This window comes from Stenotrophomonas sp. STM01, assembly GCF_014852135.1.
In the GTDB taxonomy this organism is placed as follows: domain Bacteria; phylum Pseudomonadota; class Gammaproteobacteria; order Xanthomonadales; family Xanthomonadaceae; genus Stenotrophomonas; species Stenotrophomonas capsici.
Genome location: NZ_JACVBA010000002.1, coordinates 77,462 through 91,449 on the forward strand (window position 1 = coordinate 77,462; position 13,988 = coordinate 91,449).

Annotated in this window: 10 protein-coding genes; 7 read left to right on the forward strand and 3 right to left on the reverse strand. The window is 70.2% G+C overall.

What is annotated here, in order from left to right; all coding sequences use genetic code 11:
* Positions 1-15: 15 nt before the first annotated feature.
* Positions 16-834 carry a kinase gene (locus IB227_RS10405; RefSeq protein WP_192287375.1) on the forward strand — a complete coding sequence of 273 codons (819 nt, stop codon included), beginning with the start codon at positions 16-18 and terminating at the stop codon, positions 832-834.
* A 7-nt stretch (positions 835-841) separates the two neighbouring features.
* On the opposite strand, the gene IB227_RS10410 is transcribed toward IB227_RS10405, so the two are convergent.
* Positions 842-1,045, reverse strand: coding sequence for a dodecin family protein (locus tag IB227_RS10410; RefSeq protein WP_132865246.1), 204 nt, complete (start codon positions 1,043-1,045; stop codon positions 842-844).
* Between the two features lie 99 nt (positions 1,046-1,144).
* Between IB227_RS10410 and IB227_RS10415 the strand changes: the two genes are divergently transcribed.
* From IB227_RS10415 to mdtD, 6 genes are all read left to right on the forward strand, one after another.
* Positions 1,145-1,687, forward strand: a complete 543-nt coding sequence (locus tag IB227_RS10415) for a shikimate kinase (protein WP_132865247.1) — start codon at positions 1,145-1,147, stop codon at positions 1,685-1,687.
* A complete protein-coding gene (aroB, locus tag IB227_RS10420) occupies positions 1,684-2,793 on the forward strand; it encodes a 3-dehydroquinate synthase (protein WP_192287376.1) in 1,110 nt (369 codons plus the stop codon). Before IB227_RS10415 ends, aroB begins: the two co-directional genes overlap by 4 nt.
* A 129-nt stretch (positions 2,794-2,922) precedes the next feature.
* Positions 2,923-3,174: a WGR domain-containing protein gene (locus IB227_RS10425; protein WP_132865249.1), complete on the forward strand. Its 252-nt coding sequence runs from the start codon at positions 2,923-2,925 to the stop codon at positions 3,172-3,174.
* Between the two features lie 19 nt (positions 3,175-3,193).
* Positions 3,194-4,303, forward strand: coding sequence for a uroporphyrinogen decarboxylase (hemE, locus tag IB227_RS10430; RefSeq protein WP_192287377.1), 1,110 nt, complete (start codon positions 3,194-3,196; stop codon positions 4,301-4,303).
* Positions 4,304-4,352: 49 nt separating this feature from the next.
* Positions 4,353-5,036: a hypothetical protein gene (locus IB227_RS10435; RefSeq protein WP_192287378.1), complete on the forward strand. Its 684-nt coding sequence runs from the start codon at positions 4,353-4,355 to the stop codon at positions 5,034-5,036.
* 75 nt (positions 5,037-5,111) lie between these two features.
* Complete coding sequence (mdtD, locus tag IB227_RS10440; RefSeq protein ID WP_192287379.1) at positions 5,112-6,533, forward strand: multidrug transporter subunit MdtD; 1,422 nt, start codon at positions 5,112-5,114, stop codon at positions 6,531-6,533.
* A 91-nt stretch (positions 6,534-6,624) separates the two neighbouring features.
* On the opposite strand, the gene IB227_RS10445 is transcribed toward mdtD, so the two are convergent.
* Positions 6,625-10,188, reverse strand: coding sequence for an ATP-binding protein (locus tag IB227_RS10445; RefSeq protein WP_192287380.1), 3,564 nt, complete (start codon positions 10,186-10,188; stop codon positions 6,625-6,627).
* A gap of 5 nt (positions 10,189-10,193) precedes the next feature.
* Positions 10,194-13,769 carry an ATP-binding protein gene (locus IB227_RS10450; protein ID WP_192287381.1) on the reverse strand — a complete coding sequence of 1,192 codons (3,576 nt, stop codon included), beginning with the start codon at positions 13,767-13,769 and terminating at the stop codon, positions 10,194-10,196.
* Positions 13,770-13,988 lie beyond the last annotated feature (219 nt).

Sequence of the window (13,988 nt, forward strand, 5' to 3'; positions counted from 1 at the left end):
AGCTATTGTGGCGGCATGTCCCCCGTTCCGCACAGTTTTTCCCCACGACGCTTCGCGCAGGCGCTGGTCGAACAGGCGCTCGACGATGCATTGGCCAGTGGCGCGCGCACGCCGGTGCTGGCCATCAGTGGCGTGCAGGGCAGCGGCAAGTCCACCCTGGCCGCGCAGGTGGTCGAGCTGGCCCGCGCGCGTGGGCTGCAGGCCGCGGCATTGTCCATCGACGACACCTACCTCACCCGCGCCCAGCGCCAGCGCCTGGCCGACCGCATCCACCCGTTGCTGGCCACGCGCGGCCCGCCGGGCACGCATGACCTGCCGCTGGCGCTGTCCACCCTGGATGCGGCCAAGGCGGGCCGGGCTTTCGCCCTGCCCCGCTTCGACAAGCTGGCCGACGAACGGGTGCCCGAAGCGCAATGGCAGGTGCAGGACACGCCACTGGACCTGCTGGTGTTCGAGGGCTGGTTCCTGGGCACACCGGCCGAGCTGGACGCCGCACTGCAGGCACCGTTGAACGCGCTCGAGCGCGAAGCCGATGGCGACGGTATCTGGCGGCGCTGGTGCAACCAGGCGCTGGCGGACGACTACCCCGCTCTGTGGCAGCGCTTTGACCGGTTGTGGTTCCTGCAGCCGCCGGGCTTTTCGGTGGTCCCGCACTGGCGCTGGCAGCAGGAGCAGGCACTGCAGCAGGCCTCGCCGGGGCGCACCAGCATGAGTCGGGCGCAGGTGGAACGTTTCGTGCAGTTCTACGAGCGCATCAGCCGGCAGGCGCTGCGCACCCTGCCGACGCTCGCCGACCGGGTCATCCCGCTGGATGCGCAACGCCGTCCGTTGTAGGGGCGGCTTACTGCACCAGGAAGGTCACCCGCAGGTTGACCCGCCATTCGGTGATGTTGCCCTGGCCGTCGGTGACCACCTTGGTTTCGTTGATCCACGCGCCCTGGATGCCCTTGACGGTCTCGGCCACCTTCTTCAACCCGGTGCGCACGGCGTCCTCGACGCTGGTCTTGGACGACGCGCTGACTTCGATGATCTTCGCCACACTCATGTCCGACTCCTTGGTTGCACCACGAACCATTCGTGGAGTCCGCGAGCTTGGCTGCTACCGTGTTAAGGCACTGACACGAGGTGCTAGCATCGCCCTACGATGAATCCCGCCCCCAATCTCATCCTGATCGGCCCCATGGGCGCCGGAAAAACCTGCATCGGCCGCCGCGTGGCCGAGCGCTTCGGGCTGGCCTTCATCGATGCCGACCAGGCCATCGTCGATGACGTGGGCACCAGCATCCCGGCCATCTTCGAGAACCTCGGCGAGGCCGGCTTCCGTGCCCACGAGAAGCGGGTACTGAACGACCTGCTGCAGGGCAACGGCCAACTGGTGTCCACCGGCGGGGGCTCGGTGCTGGATGCCGACAACCGCCAGCGCATCCGCCAGCGCGGCTTCGTGGTCTACCTGCGGGTCAGCGTGCAGTCGCAGCTGCAGCGCCTGCAGAAGGACAAGACCCGCCCGCTGCTGCAACGTCCCGACCGCGAACAGGTGCTGGCCGACATGGCCGCGTTGCGCGACCCGCTGTACCGCGACCTGGCCGACCTGATCATCGACACCGACCTCTACACCTCCGCCGAAGCCACCGCCCAACTGGTGGTACGGCTTGCCAGCCAATGGCAGATCTCGGAACCCACCGCATGACCGCTTCCCCCCGTACCGTCGCCGTTGGCGGCGAACTCCCGTACCAGATCCACATCGGCCCCGGCCTGCTGTCCGACGCCAGCCTGCTGGGCGCGGCCATCCGCGGACGCCACGTGTTGCTGGCCAGCGACGACGCCGTGGCCCCGCTGTACCTGGCACGCGTCCGCGATGCCCTGCAGACGACCCGCCCCGAGCTGAAGATCGGCCAGTACGTGATCCCGGCCGGCGAAGCGTCCAAGACCCTGGACAACTTCGCCGGTGCGATCGCCGCGCTGGCGGCGCTGGGCGCCACCCGCGATGCCTGCGTGCTGGCACTGGGCGGTGGCGTGGTCGGCGACCTGGCCGGCTTCGCCGCGGCGTGCTGGATGCGGGGCGTGGACTGCGTGCAGCTGCCCACCACGCTGCTGGCGATGGTGGACTCCTCGGTCGGTGGCAAGACCGCCGTGGACATTCCGCAGGGCAAGAACCTGGTCGGCGCCTTCCATCCGCCGCGCGCGGTCATCGCCGACACCGCCGCCCTGCGCAGCCTGCCGGTGCGCGAGCTGCGCGCCGGGCTGGCCGAGGTAATCAAGTACGGCGCCATCCGTGACCCGCTGTTCTTCCAGTGGCTGCAGGCCGAACGTGCCGCGCTGCTGGCCGGCGACGATGCCGCGCTGGCCCAGGCCATCGCCCGCAGTTGCGAGCACAAGGCCGAGATCGTCGAACGCGACCCGCTGGAGAAGGGCGAGCGTGCGCTGCTCAACCTGGGCCACACCTTCGGCCACGCCATCGAGACGGCGCAGGGTTACGGCGCACCGGGCAATGACAGCCTCAACCACGGCGAGGCCGTGGCGGTGGGCATGGTGCTGGCCGCGCGCCTGTCCGCCGCGCTGGGCATGGCCGATGCGGCCGACACCGACACCCTGCGCGAGCTGCTGCTGGCCTATGGCCTGCCGGTGCGGATCCCGGCCGGGCTGGAACCGGAGGGCCTGCTCGCGCACATGCGCTTGGACAAGAAGAACATCGCCGGGCGCCTGCGCCTGGTGTTGTGGCGTGGCATCGGCAAGGCCGAGGTCGTGGCCGACGTGGACGAGGCCGCGGTGCTGGCGGTGTTGCGCCAGGGCTGAGGCGCCCGCGCCTTCCCCGTCCCCTTGGCCTGCGGCCATGGGGACGGAAGACCAGCACACGCCGTGGCGATGCCGGGGCATGCCGCCGGAAAGCGGCCCAAATCCCGCGCAACGGCTACAATCGCCGCCATGCGCGTCCTACTGCAACAGCCGCCCAGCGGCAAAGAAGCCCCCCGTTACGTACAGCTCACCCTGGTGCCGGACCTGCTCGGCGGCTGGGAGCTGCTGCGCGAGAGCGGCCAGACCGGAGGCCGCGTGCAGCTTCGCCGCGAACTGTTCCTGCAGCACGACGAAGCCCGCGACGCCTTCGAGAAGGCACGCGACGCACAGATCAAGCGCGGCTTCCAGGTGATGTTCACCAGCGGCCTGCCACAACCCTGAGCGGACCCTGCAGGGCGCGATGCGCCCGCGCCGCCCACTGCCAAGGAGCTCCACCGTGACCAGCCCCCTCCGCAACGACCGCTTCCTGCGCGCCCTGCGCCGCGAACCGGTGGATTGCACCCCCGTCTGGCTGATGCGCCAGGCCGGCCGCTACCTGCCGGAGTACCGCGCCACCCGCGCCCGCGCCGGCAGCTTCCTGGGCATGGCCAAGAACCCCGAAGTCGCCTGCGAAGTCACCCTGCAGCCGCTGGAGCGCTTCGACCTGGACGCGGCCATCCTGTTCTCGGACATCCTCACCGTGCCCGACGCGATGGGCCTGGGCCTGTACTTCGCCGATGGCGAAGGCCCCAAGTTCAAGGACCCGGTGCGTGACGCCGCCGCCATCGCCAGGCTGGCGGTGCCGGACATGGAGACCGAGCTGGGCTACGTGATGGACGCGGTGCGCCTGATCCGCCGCGAGCTGGACGGCAAGGTGCCGTTGATCGGCTTCTCCGGCAGCCCGTGGACGCTGGCCTGCTACATGATCGAGGGCGGTGGCAGCAAGGACTACGCGCGCATCAAGGCGATGGCGCTGAACGAGCCCAAGGCCCTGCATCAGTTGCTGGGCGTGGCGACCGACGCGGTCATCGCCTATCTGTCGGCGCAGCGCGCGGCCGGCGCGCAGGCGCTGCAGGTGTTCGACACCTGGGGCGGCGTGCTCGGCCCGGCCATGTACCGTGAGTTCTCGCTGCGCTACCTCTCGCGCATCGCCGCCGAACTGCCGCGTGGCGAAGGCGCCGAGCGCACCCCGCTGATCCTGTTCGGCAAGGGCACCGGCCAGTACGTGGCCGAACTGGCCGCCACCGGCACCGACGGCGTCGGCGTGGACTGGACCATCAGCCTGGAGGACGCGGTGCGTGCGGCCGGCGGCAAGGTCGCGCTGCAGGGCAACCTGGACCCGGCCACCCTGTACGGCTCGCCCGAGGCGATCACCCGGGAAGTGGGCAAGGTGCTGGACAGCTACGCCGCTGGCAACGGCGGCTCGCGCGAGGGCCATGTGTTCAACCTCGGCCATGGCATGTCGCCGGACATGAACCCGGACCACGTCGCGGTGCTGGTGGACGCCGTGCACCGGTTGAGCCGCCGCTGATCCCGGCGGCCGGCCTGGCCGGCCCCGGACCGTTTCAAGGAGGAACGCCATGCCCCTGCCCCGCCCGATCCTGTGGTGCGCGCCGCTGTCGTGCGCATTGGCCGCCTGTTCGGCCGATGTCACGCCGGCACCGGCACCGACCGCCATGCCGGCCGTGGCCGGCGCCGCCAGCAACGCATTGAAGATCCAGCCCGAGGATTTCCCGAGCCTGGCCTCGAATGAGAACCTCACCCAACTGGCGATCTTCAGCACCGGGATGGGCGACTTCCCGCAACGCTGCGACCAGCTCCGGCTGGTCAAGCAGGACGAGCTGTCCCCACGCTGGTCGGCGGTGATCGCTAAGCTCTCGCTCACCTCGTGCACGCGCGAGGCCTACGACGACGGCAGCGGCTACCTGTCCTATGCGGCCAGCGCGGCCTTCAAACCGGGTGCGGTGACGCTGCTGGACCTGCCGGTGCTGCGCTACGACGAGGATGCCGGCGAAATGCACATCCTGCGGACCTACGTCATCGATGCCCCGCTGCAACAGCTGCTGCAGACCTTGCGCCCGCGGATCGAGAAAGACTGCGAGCCCACCCACAGGATCAATCCCAGCGCGGTGCCGACCTGCACCATGGAAGCGGATGACGGCACCTGGAGGCTGACCCTGGGCGAGCTCAACACCACCGCCACCCTGGCCGCCGACCCGGACAACCCGGCCCATTCGCTGTACAGCTACGGCGGCGGTGATTGAGGGCCAGGCGCGATCTGCGCGTGACCTGCACGCGCCAGGAGCGACAATGACGACCTGCCCCCGCGAGCCGTCCTGATGTCCAACGCCGTTTCCAGCCCGCTGCCCGCCGGCAACGCCCACAAGCCGCTGCTGTGGCTGGTGTCGCTGGCCATCTTCATGCAGATGCTGGACTCGACCATCGTCAACACCGCATTGCCGGCGATGGCCCGCAGCCTGGGCGAAAGCCCGCTGCAGATGCAGTCAGTGGTGTTCAGCTACGCGCTGGCGGTGGCCACGTTCATCCCGGCCTCGGGCTGGATCGCCGACCGCTTCGGCACCCGCCGCACCTTCATGACGGCGATCATCCTGTTCACCCTGGGCTCGCTGGCCTGCGCGCTGTCACCCAGCCTGCAATGGCTGGTGGCCGCGCGCGTGCTGCAGGGCATCGGCGGGGCGATGCTGCTGCCGGTGGGGCGGCTGGCGGTGATGCGCACCGTGCCGCGCGCACAATTCCTGTCGGCGATGAGCTTCATCGCCATCCCCGCGCTGATCGGCCCGCTGCTGGGCCCGACGCTGGGCGGCTGGATGGTGGAAGTGGCGTCATGGCACTGGATCTTCCTGATCAACCTGCCGATCGGCCTGATCGGGCTGGTCGCTGCGCTGCGGATCATGCCCGACCATTACGGACAGCAGAAGCACCGCTTCGACCTGGCCGGCTACCTGATGCTGGCCTTCGGCATGGTCGCCTTGTCGCTGGCACTGGACGGCGTCTCCGGGCTGGGCTCGGCGCATGCACTGGTGATCCTGCTGGCGGTGATCGGCATCGCCGCACTGGCCGGCTACTGGCTGCATGCGGCCAACAGCCGTGATGCCTTGTTCCCGCTGACGCTGTTCCATGTGACCAGCTTCCGCATCGGCATCCTCGGCAACCTGTTCTCACGGATCGGCAGCGGGGCGATGCCGCTGTTGATCCCCTTGTTGCTGCAGGTCGGCCTGGGCATGAGCCCGATGCGGGCGGGCATGATGATGATCCCTGTGGCGCTGGCCGGCATGGCTGCCAAGCGCGCGGCGGTGTCACTGGTGCAGCGCTTCGGTTATCGCCGCATCCTGATGATCAACACCGTCTGCGTGGGCGTGGCGATGGCCGGCTTCGCGCTGATCGACGGGGGCCAGCCGGTGTGGGTGCAGCTGGTGCTGCTGACCGCCTTCGGCGCGGTGAACTCGATGCAGTTCACCGTGATGAACACCGTGACCCTGCGTGACCTGGACATGGAGCAGGCCAGCAGCGGCAACAGCCTGCTGTCGATGGTGATGATGCTGGCCACCGGCTTCGGCGCGGCCACCGCCGGCAGCCTGCTGGCCACCTTCGGCACGCACCTGGTAGGCCACGGCGCGACCGCCGCGCTGCACGCCACCTTCATCTGCGTCGGCGCGATCACGCTCAGCTCCACGCTGGTGTTCTGGCAGTTGCCGGAAAACCGCCCGCATCCCAAGGCGGTCGAGGAAGTCGCCGAGTAACCGCGCACGCGAGCGCGCCGCATGCAGTGGCGCGTCCCCGGGAGCAGCATGCGTGGCCCCGCGCACGATCCCGGTCCCGGCTTGCCGGAGCTCAGCCGCGCGGGGCCAGCCCCTGCGCACGGCGCTGGTGTGCGTCCAGCACCCCGGCGATGGCTTCCAGCAGCATCTGCGCGGTCACCGGTTTGCGCAGGAAATCATCGAAGCCGGACTTGCGTGCCTGCGGCTCGGCTTCGGCATCCGAACGCGCGGTCACCGCGATCAACGGCATCTCGTAACCCATCGTGCGCAGTTGCAAGGCCAGCCCGAAGCCGTCGATGCCGGGCAGGTCCAGGTCCAGCAGGGCCACGTCGAAGCGCGCATTGGACACCTCGGCCAGCGCGGCCAGCCCATGCGCGGCATGCACCACGCCGTGCCCATGCACTTCGAGCAGGCCACGGATCACCGCGGCGATGGTGGGGTCGTCCTCCACCAGCAGGACATGCAACGGCGGCAGTGACTTCCACGACGACACGCCGACACCGTCGGCCGCCGTCTCCGGCACCACCTCCCAGGCCAGTGGCAGGCGCACGCTGAAGCAGCTGCCGGTCCCGGGCGTGCTTTCCACCTCGATGGTGCCGCCCATGGCCACCGCCAGTTCGTGGCAGATCGCCAGGCCCAGGCCGCTGCCACCATAACGGGCCGCGGTACGCGCGCCGTCGGCCTGCTCGAAGCGGCGGAACAGGCGCTTGCGCTGTTCCGGATTGATGCCCGGCCCGGTATCGCAGACATCGAAGCAGATGCCGCTGCCACCCTCGCCCATCTCCACCCGCAGGCGCACCTGCCCATCGCTGGTGAACTTGATCGCATTGCCCAGCAGGTTCAGCAGGATCTGGCGCAGGCGCAGCACGTCACCGGTCACCCGCGTGCGCGCATTGGCCTCGCTGTGCAGCGAGAACGCCAGCCCACGCCGCTGCGCCAGCGGCTCCATCAGCCCGCGCACGTCGTCCAGCAGTTGCTGCAGGTCCAGCGGCTGGACCTGCAGCTCCAGCCGCCCGGCCTCGATGCGCGCCAGGTCCAGCGCGTCATTGACCAGCCGCAGCAGGTGCTCGCCGGCACGGCGGATCGACTGCGTGTAGCCGCGTTGCCGGTCGTCCAGCTCCGAGGCCAGCAGCAGTTCGCTCATGCCCAGCACGCCGGTCATCGGCGTGCGCACCTCGTGGCCAAGCGTGGCCAGGAAGCGGGTCTTGGCCAGCGAGGCCTGTTCGGCCAGTTCCTGCTTGTGCTTGGCCAGTTGCCATTCGTGGCGCCGCGCCAGCCGGCGCCGGTACAACCAGGCGCCCAGCAACAGCAGCGCGACGCCCAGCACGATCAGGCCGGCCAGGCCACCGGTGCTGCGCCACCACGGCGGCTGCACGTGGAAGGACAGCGTCTGCACCGTCGACCAGACGTTGTCCGAGGTCGCCGCCTGCACCTGCAGCCGATAGCTGCCCGGCGGCAAGCGCGGGAACACCCGGTCGCCCGATGCGCCCACTTCCACCCAGTCCGGGTCATAGCCTTCCAGCCGGAAACGGTACAGGTTGATCGCCGAATCGGCGAAGGACAGCAGCCGCGCCGACACCCGCAGGTCGCGGTCGCCGGGCAGGATCTGCAGCGGGGTCTGGTGGGTCAGGTCCTGTTCCTGCTCGGCGCGACGCACGCTCACCCGCTCGATGACCAGCGGCGATTGGCGCGCCGACAGGCGCACGCGTTGCGGGTCGAACAACACCACGCCATCCGGCGTGCCGCCGGCGATCTGTCCACCGCGCGCCTGCACCAGCGTGCGGCGCCGGAACTCCTGGCTGGGCAGGCCATCGTGCACGCCATACATGCGCACCGAGCGGCTGGCCGGGTCGATGCGGATCAGGCCGCGTGCGCTGGTCGCCCACGCCACGCCCTGCGGATCGACCACCAACCCGTGCGCGCCGAGCATCGGGTAGCCCTGCGCCGGGCCGACCGAATCGAGCAGGGTCATGCGCCGGCCATCCCACAGGTAACGGTCCATCCGCCCCAGGCCGGCGAGCCAGGCCACACCGCTGTCGGTCAGGTTGAAGCTGGAAATGCGGTCGGTGGGGGCGCCGGGCACCTGCACGAACTGCTGCTGCGCCGTCTGCCAGGTCAACAAGCCGGCACCGGTGGCCAGCCACAGGTCGTCGCCGGGGCCACAGTACATGTCCTCCACGATCGCCGGCGGCAACCCGTGCGTGCCCGGCTGCATCTGCAGCAGCACGTGGCCGTCCCCGTCGCGCTGCTGGATGCCGCCGTCCTCGGAATACACCCAGATCCGCCCGCCCGCGCACTGCCGCACGATGTCCGCATCACCGGTCATCGCCGCATCCGACGCATCGCCGGCCTGCCAGCGGCGCACCTCGTGGCTGGCCGGGGTATAGCGGATCAGTTCGTCCAGGCTGCCGATCCAGACCCGGCCCTTGTTGTCTTCGGTCAACGACTGCGGCCAGTTCATGCCGCTGATCTTTTCCAGGTGCTGCTCGACCTCGCCGGTGGCCGGATCCAGGCGGTCCAGCGCGCCGCGCGTGCCCACCACCCAGATGCCGCCGGAAGCCGACGGTGCCAATGCCAGCGGGTTGGGGTTGCGCAGCGAGGCCGGGTCGTCCAGGTGCCGCGACAGCACCGAGAACTGGCGCCAGCTCGGCGGCAGGTGCCAGAGCCCGGCGTTGGTGCTGGCGAACCACAGGCCGCCTTCGCGGTCCTCGTAGGCGCTGGACCAGTTCGGCCGCACCATGCCGCGCTCCTGCATGCTGTACAGGCCCACGTTGTGCACGCGGCCGGCGCGGAAACGCCCCAGCCCGGCCAGCGTGTCGAGCCAGTAATCGCCGTCGCTGGAGTACTGCAGCATGTTGAGCACGTCGCCGGCCTGCATGCCGGGCCAGACCGAACGCTGGAACCGCCCGTCGGCGGTGCGCACCACCAGCCCGAGGTTGGTGGCGATCCAGAGCCGGCCCTCGCGGTCCACCTTCAGGCCATTGATGCGCTCGGACGGCAGTACCGACTCCCCCACCTGCTCGAAGTCATGCCCGGTCCAGCGCGCCAGCCCGCCCTTGGTGCCGACCCACAGGGTGCCGTCCGGCGTCACCGCCATGTAGGTCACCGCCGCCGCCGGCAGGCTGTTGGGGTCACCGTCGATCGGCATGAAGCGGGTGATGTGCCCGTCCGGATCGAGCCGGTGCAGGCCGCCGGTCGCGGTACCGAACCAGGTGCTGCCGTCGGCGGTGGTGACGATCGACCAGATCGTGTTGCTGCCGATCTCCGGGTGGGTGCGCCGGTTGTAGAAGGTGAAGCTGCGGCGGTCCGCCGACAGCATCACCAGCCCGGCATTCTGCGTGCCGATCCACAGGCGGTTGGCGGCGTCGACGTGCAGGCTCCAGACCTGGTTGTCCTGCAGGCCGTCCTCGGCCCGCCACACGCGGTAGCTGCGCCCGTCGTAGCGCGCCAGGCCATCGCGGCTGGCCAGCCACAGGTAACCGGTGCGATCCTCGGCGAAGGCATTGATGGTGCTCGACGGCAGCCCGTCGGCCACGGTGAGCTGGCGCGGCTGCGGCGTGGCCGGCACCTCGGCATTGGCCGGCGCCAGCAGGCACACGGACAGCGCCAGCAGCACGGCGCGTACGCACCCTTTCATTCCCGTCATTCCTCGTGCATCGGCAACCCGGCCAGGGCCGGTCCCCCACCACGTTGGGCGCGTGAGCGTAACAACACCTGCGTGATGGTGGTCGCCAGCAGCTGGCCGGTGACCGGCTTGCGCAGGAACCCTTCCATCCCCGCCGCCGCCGCCAACTGCTCGGCCTGGCCATCCGAACGCGCGGTGACCGCGATCAACGGGAACAGGTGCCCGGACGCACGCAACTGCCGGGCCAGCGCCATGCCATCGAGCGCGGGCAGGTCCAGGTCGAACAGGCCGATGTCGAACGCCTGCTCGGCCACTTCGCCCAGCGCGGCGAGGCCGTGCGGCGCATGCACCACGGTATGCCCGCGCGCGCGTAGCAGGCCGGCGATGACCTGGGCGACGGTCGGGTCGTCCTCCACCAGCAGGATCCGCAGCGGCTCGCTGCCGGCCGCAGCCTCCGCGTCGCCCTCCTGCGGGGCCTGCACGCCCTGCACCCAGTGCAGCGGCAGCTCCACCTGGAAGCTGGCCCCTTCGCCCAGGCGGCTGCTGACACGGATGTTGCCCCCCATCGCCGCCGCCAGCTCCTGGCAGATCGCCAGCCCCAGGCCACTGCCGCCGTAGCGCGAGGCGGTGCGCCAGCCATCGGCCTGCTCGAAGCGCTGGAACAGGCGCGCCTGCTGCTCGTCGTTGATGCCCGGCCCGGTGTCGCTGACGGTCAGGCGCAGGCCGGTGTTGTCCGGCAGCAACACCACCTCCAGCCGCACCTTGCCCTGCTCGGTGAACTTGATGGCGTTGCTCAGCAGGTTCATCACGATCTGGCGCAGGCGCATGGCATCGCCGGTCACCTCGACCGTGCCGTCGAAGCCCGGCGCGTACTCGAACGCCAGGCCGCGCCGCTCGGCCATCGGCGCCATCAGCGCCACTACTTCCTCCAGCACCTTGCTGAAATTGAACGGCTGGTTGTCCAGCTCGAGCTTGCCCGACTCGACGCGGGCCAGGTCCAACGCGTCGTTGAGCAGCCGCAGCAGGTGCGATCCGGCCTGCTGGATGGCACCGGCATAGCGCCGCTGGCGGGGATCCAGGTCGGTGTCCAGCAGCAGCTCGCTCATGCCCAGCACGCCGGTCATCGGCGTGCGCACCTCATGGCCCAGCGTGGCCAGGAAGCGGGTCTTGGCCAGGGAGGCCTGTTCGGCCAGCTCCTGCTTGTGCAGGGCCAGTTGCCATGCACTACGCCGGCGCACGCGGCGACGGTAGGCCAGCAGCGCCGCGCTGACCAGCAGGGCCAGCACCGCCACCCAGGCGGCGATCGCCGTACCGCTGAGCCACCAGGGCGAGGCCACTTCCACCGTCAAGGCCTGCACCGGCGTCCAGCCGCTGCCGCCGGCCGCGCCCTGCACCTCCAGGCGATAGTGCCCGGGCGGCAGCCGCGACAGCACCCGCTCGCCTTCGGCACTGACCTCCACCCAGTTCTGGTCGTAGCCCTCCACGCGGAAGCGGAAGCGGTGGCTGGCCAGGTCGGCGAAGGACATCAGCCGTGCCTGCACGCGCAGGTCACGGTCGCCGGCCCCCAGGTGGATCACCTCCCCGCTGAGCGCCTGTTCGCTGACCGCGTCATCGCGGCGCACATGCACCGAACCGATCACCAGCTTGGAGGCCGGCAGCGGCTGCGCCACCTGGTCCGGGTTGAATACCACCAGGCCGCTGGCCTGCACCGCCAGCGCCGCCTCGCAACCGCCCATCGCCGGTGGGCGTGGCGAGAACTCCGCGTCCGGCAGGCCATCGGCACCGCCGAGCAGGCGCACGCGCCGCGCCCCGGGCTGCCACAGCAGCAGGCCGCGCGGGGTGGTGGCCCACAGCTGTCCGGAGCACCCCAGTACCAGCCCGCCCATCATCACCGCCGGCACGCCCTCCGCATTGCCCAGCCGCTGCTGCAGCACGAGGCGGTCGCCTTCGCGGCGGTAGTGCTCCAGCGCGCCATCGCGCGCCAGCCAGACCGTTCCGTCCGGGACGAAGGCGATGTCATACACGCCCCCCCGCGACACGCCCTGCAACGTGATGAAGCGGGTGCCGTCGAAGTACAGCACGCCGGCCGCGCCGGTCAGCCACACCGTGCCGTTGCGGTCGATCAGCAACTGCTCGACCAGCTTGTCGGGCAGGCCCGGCGACGCGCCGGCCGGATAGGTGGCCAACAGCTCACCGTTCGCGGCGCGGTGCTGCAGTCCGTATCCGATGATCGACAACCACACGCTGCCGTCGGCGGCGCGGCGCATCAGGTCGGCGCGGAACTGCGGATCACTGCCGACGCCCAGGTCCACGACCCGGCGCCCCTGGCCTTCGGGCCGGAACAGCACCAGACTGCCGGCCCGCCCGGCCCAGACCTGTCCATCGGCGCCACGCAACACCGACCAGATCCCGCCGACGCCCAACCGCGCCTCGTCGGCCAGCTGCTGCAGCTGCCCGCTGCCATCGAGCCGGTAGACCCCGTGCGCGCCACCGACCAGGAAGCCGTCGCCATCGGCCGCACCGCTGCGCATGTACAGGCTTTCCAGCGGTTTGCCGTCCAGCCGCGAGACGGTGGAAAAGCGCTTCCAGTCCGGTCGCAGGTAGGCCAGGCCCTGGGTCAGCAGGGCCGTCCAGACACCGCCTTCGTGATCCTGCAGCAGGTCCAGCACGCCACTGTGCTCGGTCAGGAAGTCGCTGCCGCGCCCGCCGGCCAGCAGCGTCAGCTGCTTGCCATCACCGCGGTACAGGCCGTTGGAGGTTCCCATCCAGTACCCGCCGTCGCGGTCGTGCAGCAGCACCGCTGCCCGCGACTGCTGGGCCTGCGGCCACGGCGCGGGGAACACCAGTCCATTGTCCAGCACGCGGAACAGCCCGCTCTCGGTGCCGGCCCAGAACCCGCCGTCACGGTCGGCGCTCATGCGGATGATGGTCTTGCCGGCCAGCAGCGGCGCGACGATGCGGGTGAACTGCTCGCTGCCCGGCGCGCGGCGGGCCAGGCCATCGGCAGTGCCGATCCATAACGCGCCGTCCTTACCGAGCAGCAGCGAATAGATGGTGTCGTCGGGCAGGCTGTGCGGGTCACCGGGAACATGCCGGTACTGGGTCACGCGGCCATCGGCATGCAGCCGGCAGATGCCGGTGCCGGAGCTGCCCACCCACATCTCGCCCTCCACCGAGGCCAGTGCCCAGACCTGTTCGGTGCAGCGTTCCTCGACGGCCTGGAAACGCTGGAACGCCTTGCGCTGGCCATCGAGCATGATCAGCCCGGCGCCGTTGGCACCCAGCCAGACCCGATCCTGCGGGTCGATCAGCAGTGTCTCCAGCACGTTGCCGGGCAGCGAGTCCGGATCGTCGGGGTCCTGGCGCCAGACCCGCAGCTGGTGGCCATCGTAGCGGGCCAGGCCATCATCGGTGGCCGCCCAGACGTATCCCTGGCGGTCCTGCGCCAGGGCCAGCACCATCCGCGATGGCAGGCCTTCGGCGACCCCCAGCCGGCGCATGTTCGGCGTCTCGGCCAGTACCGCGGCCATCGCCGGCGCGACGGCCAGCCACAGCAGCAGTGCCAGCCCGGTAATTCCCAGGAACCGCTTCATCACACGTCCGTTGCTCCTCGCCTGTCCATTTGCGCCCCTGCAACGGCCACTCCCCGCCGTCCCAGCCCCGCGCAAGGCTGCGACTTTAGCGTCCATGCGGAGGCGGAGCAAAAAAGTTCCCCTCCCGTCACCGCCGGAACCACAGACAGCTGTAACAAACCGTTGCAGCGTGTACGCACAAACCTCCGCCCAACTGTGCCTAGAATCATGCCCATTCCG